The 21,578-nt window shown below is 45.8% G+C and carries 12 protein-coding genes; 2 read left to right on the forward strand and 10 right to left on the reverse strand.

Annotation, left to right across the window (positions count from 1 at the left end):
- Positions 1-272 precede the first annotated feature (272 nt).
- From L0660_RS06420 to L0660_RS06445, 6 genes are all read right to left on the reverse strand, one after another.
- A complete protein-coding gene (locus L0660_RS06420) occupies positions 273-1,781 on the reverse strand; it encodes a RagB/SusD family nutrient uptake outer membrane protein (RefSeq protein ID WP_235158673.1) in 1,509 nt (502 codons plus the stop codon).
- Between the two features lie 37 nt (positions 1,782-1,818).
- On the reverse strand, positions 1,819-5,022 hold the full coding sequence (locus L0660_RS06425; protein WP_235158675.1) for a TonB-dependent receptor: 3,204 nt from the start codon (positions 5,020-5,022) through the stop codon (positions 1,819-1,821).
- 343 nt (positions 5,023-5,365) lie between these two features.
- Positions 5,366-6,793 carry a DUF1501 domain-containing protein gene (locus tag L0660_RS06430; protein WP_235158676.1) on the reverse strand — a complete coding sequence of 476 codons (1,428 nt, stop codon included), beginning with the start codon at positions 6,791-6,793 and terminating at the stop codon, positions 5,366-5,368.
- A gap of 174 nt (positions 6,794-6,967) precedes the next feature.
- Entirely contained in the window at positions 6,968-9,271 is a 2,304-nt protein-coding gene (locus L0660_RS06435; RefSeq protein ID WP_235159219.1) for a DUF1549 domain-containing protein, read from the reverse strand.
- Between the two features lie 331 nt (positions 9,272-9,602).
- Positions 9,603-11,111, reverse strand: a complete 1,509-nt coding sequence (locus L0660_RS06440; protein WP_235158677.1) for a RagB/SusD family nutrient uptake outer membrane protein — start codon at positions 11,109-11,111, stop codon at positions 9,603-9,605.
- 11 nt (positions 11,112-11,122) lie between these two features.
- Positions 11,123-14,356, reverse strand: a complete 3,234-nt coding sequence (locus L0660_RS06445) for a TonB-dependent receptor (protein WP_310589626.1) — start codon at positions 14,354-14,356, stop codon at positions 11,123-11,125.
- Between the two features lie 366 nt (positions 14,357-14,722).
- Here L0660_RS06445 and L0660_RS06450 point away from each other — a divergent pair, with 366 nt between their 5' ends.
- Positions 14,723-16,579 carry a gliding motility-associated C-terminal domain-containing protein gene (locus L0660_RS06450; protein ID WP_235158679.1) on the forward strand — a complete coding sequence of 619 codons (1,857 nt, stop codon included), beginning with the start codon at positions 14,723-14,725 and terminating at the stop codon, positions 16,577-16,579.
- Positions 16,580-16,624: 45 nt separating this feature from the next.
- On the opposite strand, the gene L0660_RS06455 is transcribed toward L0660_RS06450, so the two are convergent.
- Positions 16,625-17,059: a helix-turn-helix transcriptional regulator gene (locus L0660_RS06455; RefSeq protein ID WP_235158680.1), complete on the reverse strand. Its 435-nt coding sequence runs from the start codon at positions 17,057-17,059 to the stop codon at positions 16,625-16,627.
- A 233-nt stretch (positions 17,060-17,292) separates the two neighbouring features.
- On the reverse strand, positions 17,293-18,108 hold the full coding sequence (locus L0660_RS06460) for a 2,3,4,5-tetrahydropyridine-2,6-dicarboxylate N-succinyltransferase (protein WP_235158682.1): 816 nt from the start codon (positions 18,106-18,108) through the stop codon (positions 17,293-17,295).
- Between the two features lie 411 nt (positions 18,109-18,519).
- On the opposite strand from L0660_RS06460, the gene gap reads away from it, so the two are divergent.
- The gene (gene gap / locus L0660_RS06465; protein ID WP_235158684.1) at positions 18,520-19,533 is read left to right on the forward strand and encodes a type I glyceraldehyde-3-phosphate dehydrogenase; all 1,014 of its coding nucleotides are present in this window, start codon (positions 18,520-18,522) and stop codon (positions 19,531-19,533) included.
- Between the two features lie 59 nt (positions 19,534-19,592).
- Here gap and trmB read toward each other — a convergent pair whose 3' ends face one another.
- Both trmB and L0660_RS06475 read right to left on the reverse strand, forming a co-directional pair.
- The gene (gene trmB / locus L0660_RS06470) at positions 19,593-20,252 is read right to left on the reverse strand and encodes a tRNA (guanosine(46)-N7)-methyltransferase TrmB (protein WP_235158685.1); all 660 of its coding nucleotides are present in this window, start codon (positions 20,250-20,252) and stop codon (positions 19,593-19,595) included.
- A 16-nt stretch (positions 20,253-20,268) separates the two neighbouring features.
- Positions 20,269-21,570 (reverse strand): folylpolyglutamate synthase/dihydrofolate synthase family protein, encoded by a 1,302-nt coding sequence (locus L0660_RS06475; RefSeq protein ID WP_235158686.1) that lies wholly within the window; start codon positions 21,568-21,570, stop codon positions 20,269-20,271.
- Between the last annotated feature and the right edge of the window lie 8 nt (positions 21,571-21,578).

Genomic DNA, 21,578 nt, shown 5'->3' on the forward strand with positions numbered 1-21,578 from the left:
TTCTTTAATAAAGCAAATTTAAACTTCAAATAATCTGATAGATACAATATTAAGACGAAACGCTATTTTGACTATCCTGTTGTGTCGGGGAAGTTCAATGAGTGAATGATTGAATTAGTGAATGATTGAATGAATTTTAAAAAGAAAAATGAGTGAATGATGAAATCATTGAATCGCAGAATCGCAATTCAAATATTCATTCATTCACTCATTCTGTCATTCAACATTCAGCGCAGCGGCGCCCGCTCATTCAATCATTCAACATTCAATCATTAAAAATGCGGCGTCAACGCTGCTTCTACTGCCGGCAGACCGTAATAGTCGTCCAGGACTGTGAATGCGTTTGGCGGAGGAACGGCTCCTTTGGGGAAGTAGTAAGCTTGTGGATTGGCTTTTACTTTTGCCCCATAAGCGCCGATGATCTCCTTCACACGACCGGTGCGGGTGAGGTCGAACCAGCGCTTGTTTTCGAATGCAAGCTCAACACGTCTTTCCTTGAAGATCGCTTCACGCATGGTTGCTTGCGATGTCGCTTTTGTTGCCGCAAGGCCTGCGCGGGTACGAACCTGGTTGAGGTAAGTTGCTGCTTCGGCTGGTTTTCCTAATTCATTAAGCGTTTCTGCCATGAAGAGCAACACCTCTGAATATCGGTAAACGGGCCAGTTTTGACCAGTGTTGTTATGCAGTGAGTGCGGCTTTGCATATTTTTTGATGTACGGATAAGTCTTATTTTCTGCAAGACTTCCGCTCAAAGTCACATAACCAATGGAAATGTCTTTCCGCTTGTCACCTGTTTCATAAGCTGCGATCAGATCCGGCGTAGGAATGTTGTTACTTTCCTGCGAAGTGGCCTGAGGGTTTGACGTGCCCGTAAGCGGTGCGATTTCAGTGGCGGAAATTGGCGAAGGGATAAAACGGTAGATCTGATTACCATTGTACCCGGCCGATCCTTCCATATACTGGATCTCAAACACCGATTCTGCATTGTTCTTATTTGCAGTCGTTGTCGAGAATGCATTGGCATAATCCGGCATCAGAGAATAGCCGTCGTTTGTGATCACATCCTTTAACACCGGTTCGGCCAAAGCCCATTTTTTCTGGGTAATGTAAAGGTTGGCCAACAATGTTTTGGCAGCACCCGAAGTGGCACGCCCTGCCTCCTGTTTTGCTTTGTTCAGCAACAGGCCACCCGCTTCTTTTGCGTCCTTTTCTATTTGTGCATAAATCTCTTCGGTGCTGGCCAGCGGCGATGCAGCATCTTCACGTCCGACAACAGGCACAAGGTGAAGCGGCACTTTTCCGAACAGCCGCACAAGGTCAAAGTATGCAAATGCCCTTAGGAACAACGCCTGACCTTTCAGGTTTTTCTTGCGATCTTCTGCGAAATCCACACCGTCAATCAGTGCGAGAATTTGGTTCGCTCTTGCAATAATCTGATAATTAAGACGATACTGAACCAGTACGTTGTCATTTGCAGTAACACCTCCCGCAGTCGGAACCGCGAAGTCGGCAACGTTTTCAGTTGCGTCCACCGCACCGTAGAGGGTGTTTCTTGCATAATACGTATTATCCGAATGCATTTCCTCCAACACCCAGGCACGTTCGTTGTACATCTGGCGGAACGGAACATAGGCAGCATTGACAGCCTGTTGAAAATCCGATTCCGTTTTGAAAAATATTCCGTAGCTCAATGCCGTTTCCGGGATAACAGTCAGGAATTCTTCGCGGCATCCTGCTAACGCAAATGTCAGGAACCAGGTCGCTATATATCTTTTTTTCATCTTCTGATAATTAATATTGAATTGAATGTTGGCTGGCTTAGAAATTCATGTTCACACCCAATGTCCATGTACGTGGAACCGGATAATTCGAGAAATCCACACCTTGGCTCAGGTTACCACCGTCACCATTACCATCACCTTGTGCACTGGTTTCAGGGTTAGGTCCGCCCCAGTATTTGGTGAAAACATAAACCTGCTGGATTGAACCGTAAACACGGGCATTCTTGAAAAACTTATTCACCTTACCAATGTTGTAGCCGATTGTAATGTTCTTGATCGTGAAATAAGAAGCGTCCGCTACAAAGTGCGAGCTGTTCCAGTCTCTCTCGATACCCGTGTAGTTACCGCCATTGTTAGTTGCTCCGTACATTCCATTACCCTCGCTGATCACCGTAGTCGCAACACCGATTCCATTAACTGTTGTGTTTTTAACACGGAAACGATCTTTTACGCCCGCCACCATGTTGAATACACCGTCGAGGTTGGCCGTGCTGTAAAGGTGACGCACCCAAAGTTCGTTGCCATACGAGCCCGATCCTGCAATAGAGAAATCCCAGTTGCCATATTTCAGATCGTTAACGATTCCGTAAGTAAATTTAGGAAATGGGTTACCGATAATGGTACGGTCATCTGCGTCGCCGCCGTATGTAATGGTGCCATCGCCATTCACATCTTTTAGTTTGATGGTTCCGATTGCTGAACGTCCGGGAATGATCGGCGAGTTAGCCAAATCTTCTGCGCTCCTGTAAAACCCTTCTTTCACCATTCCGTAAAACTGACCAAACGGCTGACCAACCTGTGTGATGTGGAATGATCCGTAAACACGATCGATGCCTGGTGCAAGTTCCATTACCTTATTTCTATTGAAAGAAATGTTTGCATTGGTTGTCCATTTCAGCTTTCCATCCAGGTTTCTGGTTGTCAAAGAAAATTCATGGCCCCAGAATTTGATCTCACCAATGTTGTCATTGTAGAATGGGAAACCCGATTCCTGCGGAACCTGTACAGCATAAAGCAAATTGGTAGTCCGCTTCGTGTAGAAGTCATAAATGAACTGAATCCGGTCGTTGAATAAACCCAAGTCAAGTCCAATGTCAAATTGCTTGGTTGTTTCCCAGCCCAGGTTTCTGTTTGCCAAAGATGATACAACAGCACCAGTAGCCACATTTCCACCGAAAACAGCATTGGTAGTGTTGTTCACAAGCGCATATTGTGTGTAGTTACCAATGTTGTTGTTACCAATCACACCAAAGCTACCACGTACTTTTGCAAAGGAAACTTGTCTTACATTTTTAAGAAATTCTTCATCAGATACGACCCAACCCGCAGATGCAGACGGGAATGTTCCCCAAAGGTTATCTGATCCGAAACGCGACGAACCGTCCGCACGCACAGCGGCAGTGAACAGATATTTGCCTTTGTAATTGTAGGAAAGACGGGATAGATAAGACGTCAATGCCCACTCGTTTGCACCGGTTTGTGTTCCGCCGCGGTTGATGTTGATCGCTCCCTGAACAGTTGGAAGTCTGTCATCCGTGTAAGTATCAGCCTGGATACGCGTAAAATCCTGACGGTAACGCTGCTGGGTATATCCCGCCAGTAATTCAAAGTTGTGATCTCCGAAGCTGCGGTTGTAAACAGCCGTGTTCTCATTCAGCCAGCCCACGTTTTCCAGACTTTGGCGGATAGAAACAGCCGTTGTCGGGATTGCTACGTTAATATTACTGGTTGCCGTTGAAGGGTTGAAAAAGAAAAATTTGTTATTCTCGTATTCAATATTCAATGTAGCCCTCAATTTCAGTCCCTTAATCGGACTGTAAACAAGATATGTATTACCTAGTAATTTGGTGTTCTTGTTTTCGTTAGTTAACTCTTCTGCTGCCCGCACCCAGTTTGGATACTGGAAAATGTTTCCGGTTCCCTCTGGAAAGGTGTTTACCTTGGTCAATTGACCATTTTCATCACGAATCGGCATAACCGGCCATGTATGCAATGCATTGAAAAGGATACCTGTCCCGCGGTCGCCATCGGTTCTCGGGGTGTTATCAAAAATATACTGAGGAGCAATGTTGAAGCCGATCTGTATCTTATCGGAAACGTCGTACTCAGAATTCATCCGTAGTGAATATCTTTTGTAATCGTTATTTACAACGACACCTTTTTGGTTGAATATCCCCGCAACCAACGACGTTTTTAATTTGTCCTTATTGGAAGTGATTGTAAGGTTGTAACTCTGGATCGGTGCATTGCGCAAAACTGCATCATACCAGTCGTTATCTTTGTTTGCATATTGCTCTGGATTCTTAAATGCTTCCGGAACGGCTTTGTTCTCGTCCTCGAAAAGCTCCTTTTTGAACTGAGCAAATTCCTGAGCTGTCAGCATTTCCACGCGCCCTTTTTTAGGTACATTCTGGATACCGTAATAAGCGGTAAATCCCACATTGGTTTCACCTGGCTGGCCGCGTTTGGTTGTGATAAGCACGACGCCATTGGCTGCACGCGAACCGTAAAGAGAAGTAGAGGCTGCGTCTTTCAATACAGAAATATCTTCAATCTCATCCGGGTTCAATGCACCAATGTTACCAGTGATCGGGAAACCGTCAATAACGTATAACGGGTCGCTACCCGCTGATACCGAAACCTGGCCGCGAACACGGACCGACATTCCCTGCCCTGGCTTACCAGTGGTTTGGTTGATCTGCACACCAGCAAGGCGTCCTTGCAGTTTTTGCGTGATCTGGGATACGGGCACGTCCTTAATGTCTGCCGCGCTAACTGTCTGAACAGCTCCGGTAATTTCTCTTTTTAATTGGCTACCATAACCTACAACAACCACTTCGGTAAGTGCTTTGGAGTCTGTTGCAAGGGTTACGTCGATGGTTGCACCGGAACCAATCGCAACTTCCTGAGACAGAAAGCCTACCGAAGAAAAAATCAATGTTCCGCCTGCATCAGGCACATTAATCGTGTAGGATCCTTCGGCGTCGGTAACGGTACCGGTCGTAGATCCTTTGAGTACAATGCTTACGCCAGGGACTTTTTCCCCGGCTTCATCGCTAACCTTACCTTTGATGGTTTTGTCAACGGAAATGTTTTTGTTATTAAATACAGGATTAGGCGTAAAAAGCGGAGTTGCAACAGCCGAAATTCCGCAAGCAGTCCCAATGAGCACTTGACTCAGTGAAAGCTTGATCAGGGAATTCAACCGGGCACAATAGGATGATTGTCGAGATTGATTCATAAAAAGAAATTTTAGGTTTAGTGACTAGCAGGGGCTGGACCGTTCTTTCTTTGTTGACGGCGCGGAGGTTTGTTCATGTTTTCATACGAATATGGGTTAGGTGAATAGCTTGTAAGGGTTTAGGAATTGGTAAGGCGGATTGAAAGAACCGGATTGTCATATTTGTATAGGACAATAATTAATTCTTATAGTAATATATTGCAATACTAGGAGGATTGATACAACGGACTATCCTGCTCTGTCTGGTTTTAATTAATATTTAATTAGCAGGACTTTTTTGGATATAACTCATAAAAAAATCGCCAGGCAGATACCACCCGGCGATTTTGACTCAGTTTAACTATTATGACAATAACTCCATCACTGCTTTTCCTTTCCCGTCGGGTGTAGTGTAAAACGGTCGTTTTTCTACTTCATACTGCGTGTCTTCCGCAATGCCGAGGGCGTGATAAATGGTCTGGTGGACGCCGTCTATCTTGATCGGATTTTCGATGGTTTTGCATGGACGTTCGTCTGCGGTCTTTCCATAAACAAACCCTTTCTTGATCCCGCCGCCGAACATTAACATGGAGCCGCCGTCTGTAAAATGACGGTGCATTCCGTAGAATTTCAGGTCTGAAAGAATGTCGGGCTGCTGCACCTGTTCCAATACTTTGGCGTCTGGCTTGCCTTCCACCATCATATCACGGCTGAATTCACTGGCCAGTACCACCATTGTCCGGTCAAGCAAGCCCTGTTTATCGAGGTCTTTGATCAATTGCGCAATCGGCCCGTCGATTTGTTTTTTCATCTCCTGCAATCTCGTATGGCCGTTCTCATGCGTATCCCATCCTTTAAATGGCTCATATTCAGTTGTTACGCTGATGAACCTTGCTCCTTGCTCTGTGAGACGGCGGGCCAGTAAGCATCCCAGGCCAAATTTGCCTGTGTTGTAAATGTTATAGCTCTCTTTTGGTTCGGTACTTAGGTCAAATGCTTTGGACTCGGGTGAGTTCAGCAATGCATATGCCTGCTCCATGGACCTTTTCAACGATTCGCGCTGGTAATCGCTGCCGAATTCCCCTACCGGGCTGTTATTAATAAGCTCATTATAAAGCTGGTTCCGGCGCTCAAACCGTTTTGCGTCCATACCCACCGGCGGCCGCACGCTTTCGAGGCCCTGGCTTGGGTCCGGAATAAAGAACGGACCGAACTCGTTGCCCAGAAATCCTGCCGTATGAAAGGCCTTTAATTCTTCTGCTTCCCCGACAGTGAACCGCTGTCCAATGTCCACGAACGCGGGGATCACCGGATTTTTGGGACCCAGTTCTTTGGCTATCCAAGAACCCATATGCGGAGCTGCCACTGTCTGCGGTGGCTCGTAGCAAGTGTGCCAGTGATACTGATGCCGGGAATGTAAAATGTGTCCCATATCAGCCGCCACATATGAGCGGATCAATGTGCCCTTATCCATCACTTTTCCAATAGACTGTAATCCGTCGGAAAAATGGATGCCATCCAAAACAGTAGGAACTGACTTGAAAGTGCTGAGCACGCGGTTGCCTTCCATGTCTTTTTCGAACGGCGTATAAAGCTTCGGATCGAAGGTTTCTGTGTGCGCCATGCCGCCAGCCATCCATAATAAAATGACGGTGTCAGCCGAAGATTCTGGTCCGGATATGCTTTTGCAAGATGAAAGAATGTTTGATACAGGTGCTCCCGCAGCCAGCGCTGCCATTGTGGCGGCACTCGCTCTCTGCAAAAATTCTCTCCTATTCCAGGTAGTGTTCATCTCTTATGATTTTTTTATTAGCTCACTATTAACACATTAGCAATTTCACATTACATATTAATAATACTTTTTGTATTTATATTATGTATTAAAAATAAATAAAGTAATGTATTATACAATGTATGCTAAGTACTAATTGATTTGTGCTTTTGAAAAATACTTATCATTTAAATCTTAATAAATTAACTGGAACTCGGGAACGAGCGCTATCGCCCAAACCAGATCCTGAATACTCTCCTCATTTGGTGCCGGACCCAGGATTCGTTTTGCTGCCGCCAGCTCTTTTGCGAGCGGTGTCCGTCCTAATGCATTCTGATAAAGTGCCGTGACGAGTGAATCAGAAGTTGGATATTTCTCCTTCCATATCTTCGAGCCTTCCTTCAATGTGTTCGTGAATTTACTTCCATTTGTTAGCTCCAATGCCTGCAATAAATTGGCTTGCGAAGTCCGTGAAGTGCTCACTGTTTCCCGGTTCGGACGACCGAGTGAAGTCTGGAACGGGTCGTTTTTCACGAAGGCAGCGCGTGCAAATGGCAGGCGTTTCTTAATATCTTTTGGAAGCAGTTTATACACGATTGCCGAATCGGCATACATGGGATTGAACGCCGTGCTGATGGCGTCGGAGAACTGCTCAGCGGTGAGCCTTCTTCTCACCATGCCGGTGAACTTGTAGTCATTGGCCATAATGTCGGCTGCCTCTTTAACGGATGAGGAAGGAAGCTGATATGTCCTTGATGTGACAATGGTGTAGATCAATTTTTTCATGTCGTAACCATTGGCAACGAAATCCGAGGAAAGCCAGTCGAGCAGGTCTTCACTCCATGGCATGTTGTCCATCATGTCCACGGGTTCGACAATGCCGCGTCCGAGCAGCTGCGCCCAGACCCGGTTAACGGCGGTGCGGTAAAGCCGGCCGTCTTTAGGCTGTACCAGAAAGTCGGCGAGTTCGCGCAATCTTTTTTCGGTGCTTGCATTCACGCTGATTTCGCCCAGTTCCGGGAAGAGCATTTTTGTTCCGGCTATTGTTCCGGTCGGTTTGTCGCAGCGGTTAATTTCAAGTAATGTATCGGCGAAGATGTTTGCGAATGCGTAAGAGTCGGCGAGCTTCCAGTCGCTGATGAAGCTGTCGTGGCACGACGCACATTTAAGGTTAAGTCCCAGGAAAATCTGCGACACATTCTGCGCGGCCTGCATTTCGGTGCGCTGACTGGAATTGATCGTCCCGCGCCATTTGATTCCCTTAATAAAACCTTCCGAACCTTTGACCGGGCTGATCAGCTCTTTCACAAACCAATTGTACGGTTTATTGACCTGCAAAGATGAGTAGAGCCATTTGGTAATGTCAAACCTTCCGCCCGTAATGTATCCTGTTCCGGAATAGTCGTTCCGAAGGGCATCATTCCAGAACGACATCCAATGCTGAGCATAGTCATCTGAACGGTTCAGGAGTTCTTTTGCCAGTAGTTCTCTTTTATCGGGCCGTTCGTCCGCAACGAATGCTTCCACCTTTTCAGGCGGCGGCAATAAACCGATAATGTCCAGGTAAACCCTGCGAATGTAAATGCGATCATTCACCGCCGGTTTCCAGGAAATTTTGTTTTTTTGAAAATATGCATTAACCAAACGGTCTACTGGAAGTACGATGTCGCCGCTCGCAGCCGGAAGGACGGGCATCCGCGGTTCGAGGGCAGCGACTCGGTAGATGCTTTTTTGCTTACCATCCGGCCATAATGCGCCTTTTTCAACCCAATATTTAAGCACTTTGATTTCTCTTTCAGTAAGCCGCTTGCCCTTGGTCGGCATGGCTTCCTTATCGCCTTTGGGAAGGGAAATTCGCCTGATTATTTCACTTTTATCGGGGTGATCAGGAACAACGACAACGCCATTCTCTCCCCCTTTCATGATAGCATCCTTGCTGTCCAGCCGCAGATCGCCTTTGGATTTTGCTTCGCCATGGCAGCTGTAACAGTTGTGAGCTAAAATCGTCCTGACTTCCACATTCAGGTCCTGAACCTGCTGCGGGTTAAGCGCACCATTGTTCGTAAGCACAAAGTCTGCGGGATCTTCGTTGGATTGTTCCTGCTCAGGCTCCACAGATGATGGCATAACGCTGGTAAGGTAATCGTCGCCATGCGTGATCATGGCACCATAGTGGCCCGCCAGAGAAACGCCAAAAACGGTCACGAATAGCAGCGAGCGGTAAACGTTCCTGTTGGCATTACGTAGCGAAATCGTCGCCAGGATAGCCAGCCCCAGTGTAATGAAGCCGGCCCAGCGGTGAATTTCAAATGTCTCGCCCTGCGATTGTTCTGCGTCCGACAGTAACAAACCGAATGTGACGGATAAAGCGGCGCTTGCAACGCCGATCCATGTCATAATGTTGACCGCGTCACGCAGGCGTGCTGATTTTCGTTTCCAGTCTATTAATTCCAGAATCAATGCGACGAATAGCAATCCAATGGGAAAATGGACCATCATGGGATGCAATCGTCCTAAAAATTGCCAAAGCCAGAAAGTTTCGGTTGCTTCAAGTAACACAATGCGGAAGATTAGTGGATTAGGAATTTGGTACAGGCATCGGCCTGTAATGTTATACAATACTAGAACGAATCGCTTGTCAGACTATCCTGTTCTGTCTTGCTTAAATATTTAATTACCGGGGTTTTTTAGAAAAATTCCAATAGCAGAAAACTTGGAAGCCTATTACTCAACGAAAAAATGAATGATTTTCTTACTAAATCAATAAGGAGAAGCCACTCGTCATCAGCGCTTTTCCCTATTGATTTAGTAAGACACGTTATAAGTCACCTTAGTATCCTGGATTCTGCGTCAATTTAGCATTGATGAGGATCTGGGGTGCAGGGACCGGCAGCAGGTATTCATTTTCTGTGAAAACATAATCCGTGGAATTGAAAGGCACATTGCCCCTGTCGACGGTTGGCTTTGCCCTTTCGGCTGCTCCATGCGCATTCATGAATGCGGCCCATTCACCAGGTGTTTTTGTTCTTTTCAAATCAAACCAGCGGTGATTTTCAAATGCAAGCTCAACTCTCCTTTCTTTGAGCACCGCGGCCCGGAAGTCTGCCTTGCCGGTGGCTTTCGATGCAGCTAGTCCGGCACGCTTTCTTACCTGGTTCAGATAATCCGCTGCTTCGGCTGTGGGTCCGGTTTGTTCGTTAATGGATTCTGCGAGCATTAGTAACACATCCGAATAACGCAGAACCGGCCAGTTTGTATTGGTCCGTTGCACAATGGTGTGGGGATAGTTGTATTTGCTCACATAGGGAACGGGATAAACTTTGCCATCCAGCGTAAAACTGGTTTTAAGCGAAAGGTCCTTGCGCAGATCACCCGCTTCATATGCCGCAATCATATCATTGGTAGGTGAATTCCGACCTCCGTTTGCACCTGCTGAAAAGCCTGTAACCGCGCCTTTGGAAACCCTGGGCGCGAACACATACTGAAAGTTGCTCTGCTCACCGAGGTCGTTGTCTCCCTGATACTGTATCTCAAATATCGACTCCGGGCCGTTTTTCTTGGCAGGCGCAGGATCAAAGTTATCGGCATAGTTAGCATTTAATGTATAACCAAGCTTAGTGACTTCTTTGAGCGTGCTTATGGCGTCCGGATATTTTTTAGTAGTCAGATATGCTTTGCCGAGGAGCGACAAAGCTGCGCCCTTGGTTGCCCGACCTTTGTCGCCGGATGAGGCATACTTCTCCGGCAGCAAAGCGACTGCCTCTTTCAAGTCTTTTTCTATCTGCGCCCACACATCTGCCTGTGGTGACCGGGTGAGTTCAAAAGTAGGCTCAGGAACCGCAAATGTGCTGGTTACAATCACCACATCACCGAAATACTGGACCAGATTGAAATACAGATAAGCTCTCAGGAATTTCAACTGGCCTTCAATTTCCTTTTTGGGTGTCTCCGGAATGTCCGCATCTGCGATGCGCTCCAATGTCAGGTTCGCATTGTATAAGGTAGCGTAGTAATTGTTCCAGATGGCCGCAATCTCGCCATTGCCCGAATTGACGGTTGAAAACTCAAATGCTTCCCAACCGCCTGCGCCGCCGCGATCGGACGGGTTGAGGTCAATGGTTGTGTTGTCCGTTTGAAATTCACCTGCCAGATAAGCGGTGTTGGTTATAGATTGCAACTGTGCGTAAACACCATTTAACGCTTGCTTAGCCTGTGCCTCATTTTTATAGAACAAGTCTACATTCACCTTCGTCGGGTCCGTCTGGTTAAGGAAATCTTCACCGCATGAAGCCAGAAGCAGCGGAAGTACGACCAAACCTATTGCTGTAATTTTTTTCATTTTCATGGGATTTAGAAGTTGACTTTCAGGCCTGCGGAGAATGTTCTGGGAACAGGATAGGACTCATCGTCATTGTTGAGCTCCGTTCCGCCCCTTACGCCCGCGTCAGGGTTGTTGCCGGGATATTTGGTTATCAAAAACAAGTTGGCCGCATTTACGAATATCCGTGCATCAGAAAGAATGCCGTTCAACTTTGGAAGCGTGTAGCCAATCGTTACGTTTTTGATCCACATATGCGTTCCGTCATACACATAGCGCTCGCTGCTCTCGCGTGACCATTTGAAATAGTCCGTTCCGCCCTGTGAATTTTTAGCGCCCGGATTTGAGCCAGGGTTTTCAGGAGATCTCCATCTGTCTTTGGATTTTTCCAAAACATTGAAAACACCATCCATATTCATGGTAGACGCCTCGATGTTTCTGTAAATGTCATACTTATAGGCACCCATCAATAAAACGCTCACATCAAAACGCTTGTAATCAGCACCCACGGTCCAGGCCCAGTTGAATTTTGGGTTTGGGTTACCAATTTCAGTCATGTCCTTTGTATCATACGACACAATGCCATCGGGTCCGCCGTCGGCTGCGCCATGCAGATCCGCAAAGATCATAGCGCCTGGCACCGCACCTTCCTGCAATGGTGCCGCATCGATTTCAGCCTGTGTATTAAAGATGCCCAGTTTACGATAACCAAAGATCATCCCGATCGGACGGCCTACCTGCTGAATGTTGTAACCGCCGTATTGGCTTCCTTGCAGGATAAAATCATTTTGTCCGCGGATGGCCAGCACTTTGTTGCGGTTGAATGTAATGTTCGCGTTTGTCCTCAGATTGACCTGACCTACCTTAATGCGGTAATTAGCAGCCACTTCAATGCCCTGGTTTTCCACTTTACCCAGATTTTTCAGTGTTGACGTGAATCCGGAAACAGCTGGAATGCTGTATCCGAGAAGCATATCATCTGTGATCTTTTTATAATATTCGATAGTAAAAACCAGCTTGTTATCGAATGTTGCGAGATCCAAACCGATGTCCAGCTGGTTGGAAGTTTCCCAGGTAAGCTCGGGGTTAGCGAAGCGCGTTACTGTTTTGCCGGAGGCCAATGTGTTGCCGAGAATGTAGTTGTTCACGCCGAGGAATGACAAACTTTCATAATTCCCGTCATCACCTGCATTCTGACCGACACCAAAATTGTTGTTCGCGCTCACACGATACGTATTATTTCCTGTCATACCCCAGCTCGCGCGCAGTTTCAGGTCGGTGAGCCAGGGTGTTTTCGGGATAAATGATTCTTCCGAAATTCTCCATCCCACAGAAGCGGCCGGGAAATTGCCAAATTGATGTCCTTCGCTAAACCTGGAACTGCCTTCGCGCCGGAATGTGGCGGAAAACAGATACTTGTCCCTGAATGCATAGTTTAAGCGCGCAATGTAGGCGAGCATCGTCCATTTACGCTCCATAGAATTGGACGAACGAATGGTGGCACTACCCAAAAACGGCGTCAGGTCGTCCGGGAATGTATTTCCGGATCCATATAAGCCTTTAACCACTTCCTGCTGAGCCGAATAACCCACTGTTGCTTCCAGGCTGTGATCTTTGCCTAGGGTTGGTGTGTAGGTCAAAACCTGGTCAGTAGCGTAGTTCTTCAACTCTTCCGAGTCGTCCCGTTCGGTCGCCAGACGCGGAGGCGCACCATTTGTTCCGGTCTGCACGGGCAAGCCGATTGTCGAAGGAATGTATTCCTTGTAGGTGTTGTAGTTGATCTTCGCATTCACAGAAGACCTGAATTTCAGTCCTTTGGCAATGTTGAGTTCTACGTAACCGCTTGCCAGCACATCTGCAATGTTCCTGTTCCGGTTGATGTTTTTGAGCATATATAGCGGGTTAGGAAAGCCGAAAATGTCACCAACGCCATTGTAATAAGGGATCAGATCACCCTTTTCATTATAGGCAGGATAGCGTGGATCGGCAATCAATGTTAAGCCAACCTGCGCATTACGGCCGTCGGTGCTGGACAAACTGGACCGGGAGTAACTTCCGGCAATGTTCATCCCGATGGTAATGAACTTGTTCACTTCACCGGCGAGGTTGGTGCGTAACGATGCGCGGTCATATCCTGTGTACTGCAAAGCACCATCTTCCTTGTAGTAACCGGCAGAAACAACAGACTTGATCGGACCTTTTCCGGACGATAATGTCAGGTTAATGTCTTTGTAAGGTGCATTATTATGCAAAATCAGGTCAAACCAGTTGGTCGAATATTTGGTATCTGCGGGATTTCTGAAATCAATGGGAATCTCCGATTCTTCGGGTTGTTTTTTATTAGCCAATACATATCGCCCTATGAAAACTTCCCGCTTAAACTGCGCAAAGTCTTGTCCGTTCAACACTTTGGTTTTGCGGCTTTCAGGAACATTCTGGATGCCATAATCTACTGATATGTTGAGATTTGTCTTTCCATCCTTGGCAGATTTAGTTGTGATCAAAACCACGCCATTGGAACCGCGTGCGCCGTAAATGGCGGTTGCAGCTGCATCTTTCAGGATCGATATGGTTTCAATGTCGTTGGGGTTCAGGTTCTGCCCGGCTGATATGCCGACGGGAAATCCGTCAATCACATACAACGGGTCACTTCCTGCTCCTAATGAGCTGATCCCGCGTACTTTCACTTCAAATTGCTGCCCCGGCGTTCCACTTTTCTGCTTAATAATAACACCCGGAGCTTGTCCTTGCAGCATACGCGTAACATTGGACTTAGGCACTTCGCCAATATCCTCCATACTGATAACTGACACCGCCGAAGTAATGTCGCGCTTGCGTTGCGTACCATAGCCAACCACGACCACTTCTTCCAATGCCTTGGTATCAACTAGCAATTCCACATTGACAGCAGACTGATTTCCCACTGTCACCTCTTTTGGTACGTACCCGACGAAGGAAAAGACCAAAACATTTTCCCCGGTCTCCGGAATGTTCAGACTATAACTCCCCTCCGAATCGGTTACGGTTCCGGTACTGGAACCTTTGAGGATGACACTTACTCCGGGCAGGCCCAGTCCTTTGTCATCGGCCACTTTTCCTTTAATGGAGCGGTCTGCTACCATAGCAATGTGGCCATTCAAGTGGTTCGAGGCCGTTCCTGCTTCTGAGCTGCTGGTTAGGGCAGCGCCAACCAGCATTTGGCTTAGTGCGATTTTCCCAAATAGCCGTAGACAAACGCCCAGTCTTGATTGTCGAATTTCATTCATACGCTAAGGTGTTTAAGGATTGAAAAGATGAGACGACTTATGAAATCTTGATTGGAGGGTTGGTTGATCTGCTGCTAAACATGATCCTTTTATATAATAAATGCAATAAATGATTCGAATTGTATTAATCGCAATAGTATGCGTAATTCGATTTCATACTGTCCTGCACTGTCCGGTAATGCATTAAAATTGGACGTGAGAAATATTTTATTTGAAATTCCCGTTATCAAAATTTTTGGCTGTCTGTTATATCATTTGCTTGGCAATCATTAATTTTATGCGAACGTAGGGGACTTAACAGTTGGGTTGATGACAAGATATTTACGAAGGATTTTGTGGTTTCTACCACTGTTAGTTTTCCTTTCAATGCAAGTAAATGCCGATCATATCGTCGGAGGCGAGCTTTTGATGCGTCCGCTTGCAAATGCTGGTAATTTTGAAATTACGCTGATCCAGTTCTGGGACAAGAATAATCTGGTGGAACCATCCCCCGACGGAAACGGAAACAGGGACGCAGCAGCGGATGTTTACATCTATCGGAAGCGTGATAACAATTTTATGCAGCAGGTCCGCGTGCGCTACCTGTCTTCTGAAACCATTCAATATCAAAACAAAGCATGCGCAAGTGCCCGGTCGTTGAGCACCGTGATTGGCACATATAAAGGAACAGTAGCATTGCCCGAGCAGGACTACAATGATCCGGAAGGTTATTACATTGTGTGGGAAAGATGTTGCCGCAACAAGGACGTCAATAACATTAAGTATCCCGGGGAGATGGGGATGGTGTTTTATCTTGAATTTCCACCTGTTAGTACCCGAAATACTTCTCCGACGTTTTCAGCTCCTAATGGTCAATATATATGTAGTAACCGCGCCTTTTCAATGAGCATGTCAGCGTCCGATCCGGATGGTGACGAACTTCGATACGCATTGGTAACGCCTTACCGGGGTTACACAACGCCTAATAAGATTAATGGCAATAGCGCGCCAAAATCAGACTACCCGCTTGTAGATTGGGAAAATGGCATTTCTTTATCCAATATTATTCCTGGCCCGCGTCCGCTGGCTATCGACAAGACAGGGAAACTTACAGTGACCGCAAACCGGCTGGGCTTGTATGTGTTTGCAGTGGAGGTTGAAGAGTACAGAAATGGCAAGAAAATCGGTGTGATCCGGAGAGACTTTCAGCTGCTTGTGATCGATTGCAATGATGATCAGCCGGAGCAGCCGGTGATTATGCTGAATGCCGCGCCTGTTACTGAGGTTTCCTTTTGCCCTGAACGGCCCGTTACCTTACAAACGGAAAGTTCAGCCGACTGGTCATATCAATGGCAGCGCAACGGGTCGAACATTCCAGGTGCAACGGAAGCGGCCATCGCCGTGAGTGACACGGGTGTTTACTCGGTGATAAAAAGCTACACTCAGAAATGTTCGCGGGATACATCGTCACTAATGGTCAATGTTACCCTTGCTCCACCTATTGAGGCAACTATTTCGGCGGATAAAAATATCATTTGTGAGGGTGAGGTAGCAAAATTGGTTGCGAACGGAGGAAGTGTAAAGAATGGACTGGCACTTTCATGGAGCAGAAACAACGCGGTCCTGAATGAGAAGCAGAGCAAACTGGAAGCGAAAGATTCCGGATCTTACTCTCTTTTGATTTCAGATGAAGCAACCGGATGCACCGGCTCGGATACGATATTGGTAGCAAAAGAATCTGTTTCCGTAACGCTCCCTGCAAGAAAGGGCGTAGTGGAAGGGTCCAAAGTGACATTGCAGCCCAAGGTTGAACCTTCCGAACCGACCACATACAAATATCTGTGGTCACCGCCGGATGGCCTGGTTTCAGCAAATGACGAACGTGATGCTGTGGTTGACCCGCTTGTTGATACCCGTTATACTATTGTTGTAGAATCTGAAAACGGATGCAAGGCAGAAGCATCTACGGAAGTTTATGTGATAGCTAAAATGCACATCCCTACCTCGTTTACACCAAACGACGATGGGCATAATGATCGTTTTGAGATATTTAATGCCAAAGACCAGATCCTTGAAATGCGAATTTATAATCGATGGGGCCAGGTAATTTATGCCTCTCAGGGATATCAGGATCCATGGAACGGAAAATACAAAGACAACACGCCAGTCCCGGCAGGAAGCTATCCGTATACGATAAAAACCGCCGAAACGAGCCTTACCGGGACTATTCTCCTTCTTAAATAGAATCTGTAATACTGGTGGCAGAAAATCTAACATTGTTAGATGCTTCTATCTTACTTCCTCAAACGTCCCATCCGAGTAGAATATTAGAATTTTTTCAATCCGGCGGGTGTCGGAAGAGTTGTTTGTTGAGACCGGTAATGTTCTATTAAAATTCTTATTGCCTACGCCTGGTTTTAGAGGAAGGTTTGCATCCCGTGCAGCCGGACTTTTGTCTGCTGTAGGGGTTTCTAAATGGCTGGATTGACCGTCCTCTAAAAATTCAGAAGAGCTGGTTGGAAGCTCTTCACCATCTAATATCCAATTCGTTCCCAGTTCAGGGAAGCGCTTGATAATCTTCTGTACGATATCCAGGCTTGGTTTGTTACGTCCTGCAAGAATGTGGGACATGCTGGATCGCTGGATGCCGATCTCATCAGCAAATATGGACGGCGACATATTTTTGTCAGCCAAAATTTGTTTGATTTTTTCATTTAAATCCACGTAGTGCTCAGTTTACAATGTTACATGCAAGTTATTAAATGTAATTTATATTTACAAATGTTAAGTTTAATAATGTAACATTATTTCAGGTAGCTATTTATTAATGTAAACAACAACCCATTTACATTAATAAATGGCTTCATTTATAGCTTCTTGTGAGCATTCAAACATCTGAGACACAAAAAAAGAGCGTTATCCAGGATAACGCTCTTCCTTAACATAAATTTATCAACTTAAACTGTCACATTGTTTTCACGCAATGCATCATTTAAGGATGTTTTAAGATCAGTGCTGGCTTTGCGTTTCCCGATGATCAATGCACAGGGAACATGATAGGTTCCGGCGGCAAATTCCTTTGGAAGCGTGCCGGGGATAACCACTGAGTCTGCCGGAACAAAACCTTTGTATTCTACGGGCTCAGAGCCTGTTACATCTATGATCTTCGAGCTCCCGGTGATTGTTACGCCTGCTCCCAAAACCGCCCTTTTACCAATGTGCGCGCCTTCCACTACAATGCAGCGTGAACCAATGAACGCACCGTCTTCTATAATAACAGGTGCAGCTTGTACAGGTTCCAGCACGCCGCCAATTCCTACGCCACCACTCAGGTGAACATTCTTGCCGATCTGCGCGCAGCTGCCGACAGTTGCCCAGGTGTCGACCATTGTGCCTTCGTCAATGTATGCGCCAATGTTAACGTACGACGGCATCAGTACAACACCTTTTGATATGTATGCACCGTAGCGCGCAACGGCTGGTGGTACAACCCGAACGCCTAGCTTGTCATATCCTGTCTTCAATTTCATTTTATCATGATATTCGAAGATGCCAACCTCGCTAACAGACATCTGCTGAATCGGAAAATATAGAATGATGGCTTTTTTCAGCGCTTCATTTACCTTCCATGATCCGTCTTCCTGCGGTTCGGCCACCCGCAGTCTGCCTTTATCGACCTCTTCAATAACTTCTTTGATGTAATTTATGGCAGCAGGATCCTGTAATAATTCCCGGTCTGACCAATAAGACTCAATCTTTTCTGCAACAAACATGTTCAAGTAATGGATTAGTTAAATTGTTTTAAAGTACTGTATTATAGTTAGTTATGAGATGTTGTAAAATTAAACCCTTAAAAACCGAGTTATCGCCAAATCTTTAAAATAGACAATATTTCACTTCAAAATCTGCTAGGGAGGTTTATCCACGTAGTGAAGCCAGCTACCCTACCCTTCCAGACAAATATAAAGACATAAATCAAACGGAATAAATAAATTCAACAGAAATATATACTAACTTATTTAGTAAAAACCCGAAATTACTAGCATAAATAGTATTCCCGCAATTTCACTAATAAGATTAGTAGGCAGAGTATTGATCTTTGATCGACTTTTTTATGCAAATCCTTTAAATAAGGGCACATTTTTGTTAATTTCGCGTCAGTAATAAACAATCACTAGAAAGACATGTCTAAAGTAAAAGTTGCTATCAATGGATTTGGCCGGATCGGCCGTCTGGTTTACCGTCAGATTTATAATATGGAAGGCATCGATATAGTTGCTATCAATGACCTTACCAGCCCAAAAGTACTGGCCCACCTGCTTAAATATGACACTGCCCATGGCCGTTTTGATGCTGATGTAAAATCTACTGACAATTCAGTTGTTGTTAATGGAGAAAATATCGCAATATATGCACAACGTGACCCTGCTCAAATTCCCTGGGCATCACATGAGGTAGACGTTGTTCTGGAATGTACAGGTTTCTTTACAAGCCAGGAGTCTGCAAGTGCGCACATTAAAGCTGGCGCGAAAAAAGTGGTTATCTCCGCTCCTGCTACCGGCGACTTGAAAACAATCGTTTTCAATGTGAATCATGACATTCTTGACGGTTCTGAAACTATCATCAGCGGTGCTTCTTGTACAACCAACTGCCTTGCGCCAATGGCTCAGGTGTTGGAAGAGAAATTCGGCATCGTGAATGGTTTGATGACCACGATTCATGCATATACAAATGATCAGAACACGCAAGATGCACCGCATCCAAAAGGTGATTTGAGAAGAGCTCGTGCAGCTGCACAGAATATTGTTCCTAACAGCACCGGTGCTGCCAAAGCGATCGGACTTGTTCTTCCTGCATTGAAAGGAAAACTGGACGGTTCTGCACAACGTGTACCAACATTGACCGGTTCATTGACTGAATTAACTGTTATTCTTGGAAAAGAAACATCGGTTGAAGAGATCAATGCTGCTATGAAAGACGCATCTAACGAAAGCTACGGTTATACAGAAGACGAAATCGTTAGCAGCGACATCATCGGTATTAACTACGGATCGCTTTTTGACGCTACGCAAACAAGAGTTCAGAAAGTTGGTGATACACAGATCGTTAGAACTGTGGCTTGGTACGACAATGAAATGTCTTACGTATCTCAATTGGTAAGAACAGTTTACTACTTCGCCAGCCTGATCGGCAAGTAATAAACTGATAAGTATAACGAAAACGGCCTTTTTATCAATCGATAAAAAGGCCTTTTTGTTTAAGAGACAACTGCTTTAATGTATTTGATCGTATATCCTTTCGATACAAATATGCTTTCATAATGTGTCTTGACCCCATAATGCTCGTCGTGAAGATGCGACTCGTAAAGATCAGCCGTATGTTCGATGATCGTAAAGCTTTCCGATTCGCTCAGCTTTTCAAGACTGTACTCGTATAGGAAGGTGCTGTCAGTTTTCAGGTAAAACATGCCTCCCGCCTTTAAGTATCTGGCATAGCGCGCGAGGAATTCAGGATTTGTCAGCCTTTTGTTCTCGTCCCGGTCCCTAACCTGCGGATCCGGATGAATAAGCCAGATCTCACTGAGCTCATCGTCTTCAAAAAATTCGTCTGCATACTGGATGCCTGCCCGCAAAAAGGCAACATTATTAAGTCTGTTCTCAGTCGCGATCAGACTGCCCCTTGCGATGCGGTCTCCTTTGATATCCATCCCAATAAAGTTCTTTTCAGGGAACTGCTTGCCTAATCCAATGGTGTATTCACCCTTCCCACAGGCAAGCTCAACGACAACCGGATAATCATTTTCAAAGTATAAACTATTCCAATGGCCTTTGATTTGGGTGTATAAGGGTTTTCCTGCTTCAATAACATTCGCGGCGTCGGCGCTAAACTTGTAGTGTTCTAACTTTCTTCTGGTCATTCTATTCAATAATCTATTACAAATCTTCAATGTCGGCCACTACAAAAGTGCTTCCGCCCACGTAAATAGTGTCCTGTGGATCGGACTCGCCGATTGCAGCATCCAATGCATCATTTACATTCAAAAAGGCTCTTCCAATTAAGCCAAACGACGCGGCCAGCTGTGTCAGCTCCTTGGCATCCAGTGCGCGCAAATTGGAGGGCTGACAAAAGTAAAATATCCCATCTGACGGAAATAATTGAAGCATTGAAGTGATGTCTTTATCGCCAACAAAGCCCACAACAAATCGTTGCGCGCCGGTAGCGACGCTTTCAAATTGCTCCAACGCGGACGCTAATCCTGCGGTGTTGTGGCCGGTATCGCAATAAACATCCGGTTTTTCGCGGAGTTTTTGCCAGCGTCCTTTTAAGCCCGTGATTTTGATGACAGCCGAGAGAGCCTCCCTTACTTGCGAGTCAGAAAGTGTCCAACCCTTTTTTCTTAATGTCTGAATTGCTGCTACAACGCCTGCAATGTTCTTTAACTGATAAGCACCGGTAAGGTCTAAACGCAACCCTTCAAAGATGCTCGTGAGCGTTTCTTTTTCAACTACATCTACTTCCAACAAGCCATCCCTAAGACCTTTCTTCTGCACGTTATACTGGTCGGACGCGTAGATAATCGGTGCATCCGCATTCAGAGCTGCATTCGAAAGCACACCGCTGATAGAATCGGACTGCTTTTCACTGACTATGACTGGAATGTTTGGTTTAATTATGCCAGCCTTCTCAGCTGCTATTTCTTCCAACGTCTCGCCTAAATATTGCGTGTGATCAAGGCTGATGTTGGTGATTATGGACAGTTCTGGTGTTATAATATTCGTCGAATCCAGCCTTCCGCCCATCCCAACCTCGATTACCGCAACATCCACCTCCATTTTTGAAAAATACGAAAATGCCATGGCAACAGTCGCTTCGAAGAATGAAGGCGACAATCTTTCAATGTTAGATTTATTTTCGCTGATAAAGTCGATAATGAATTCTTCTGTTACAAATTGGCCATTAACCCGGATTCTCTCCCGAAAATCCTTTAAATGAGGTGATGTGTAAAGACCAACCTTATAACCGGCTTGCTGCAACACAGCAGCAAGCATATGAGATGTGCTCCCTTTGCCGTTTGTCCCGCCAATATGGATGGTTGGGTAATGATTTTGGGGATCTCCGAGAAAGTTACAAAGCTCCCGGGTAGTATGAAGGCCCGGCTTGAAAGCACGGGCCCCGATGTTCTGAAAAACCGGCAGGCGGCTATACAGATAATCCAATGTTTCCTGGTAATTCATTCTGAAGA

It is taken from the genome of Dyadobacter sp. CY351, assembly GCF_021502625.1.
GTDB lineage: Bacteria > Bacteroidota > Bacteroidia > Cytophagales > Spirosomataceae > Dyadobacter > Dyadobacter chenhuakuii.

Coding starts and splice junctions, on each gene's coding strand:
- L0660_RS06420 (WP_235158673.1), bottom strand. CDS start 1,781: ATGAAAAAAAGATATATAGCGACCTGGTTCCTGACATTTGCGTTAGCA.
- L0660_RS06425 (WP_235158675.1), bottom strand. CDS start 5,022: ATGAATCAATCTCGACAATCATCCTATTGTGCCCGGTTGAATTCCCTG.
- L0660_RS06430 (WP_235158676.1), bottom strand. CDS start 6,793: ATGAACACTACCTGGAATAGGAGAGAATTTTTGCAGAGAGCGAGTGCC.
- L0660_RS06435 (WP_235159219.1), bottom strand. CDS start 9,271: ATGATGGTCCATTTTCCCATTGGATTGCTATTCGTCGCATTGATTCTG.
- L0660_RS06440 (WP_235158677.1), bottom strand. CDS start 11,111: ATGAAAAAAATTACAGCAATAGGTTTGGTCGTACTTCCGCTGCTTCTG.
- L0660_RS06445 (WP_310589626.1), bottom strand. CDS start 14,356: ATGAATGAAATTCGACAATCAAGACTGGGCGTTTGTCTACGGCTATTT.
- L0660_RS06450 (WP_235158679.1), top strand. CDS start 14,723: ATGCAAGTAAATGCCGATCATATCGTCGGAGGCGAGCTTTTGATGCGT.
- L0660_RS06460 (WP_235158682.1), bottom strand. CDS start 18,108: ATGTTTGTTGCAGAAAAGATTGAGTCTTATTGGTCAGACCGGGAATTA.
- gap (WP_235158684.1), top strand. CDS start 18,520: ATGTCTAAAGTAAAAGTTGCTATCAATGGATTTGGCCGGATCGGCCGT.
- trmB (WP_235158685.1), bottom strand. CDS start 20,252: ATGACCAGAAGAAAGTTAGAACACTACAAGTTTAGCGCCGACGCCGCG.
- L0660_RS06475 (WP_235158686.1), bottom strand. CDS start 21,570: ATGAATTACCAGGAAACATTGGATTATCTGTATAGCCGCCTGCCGGTT.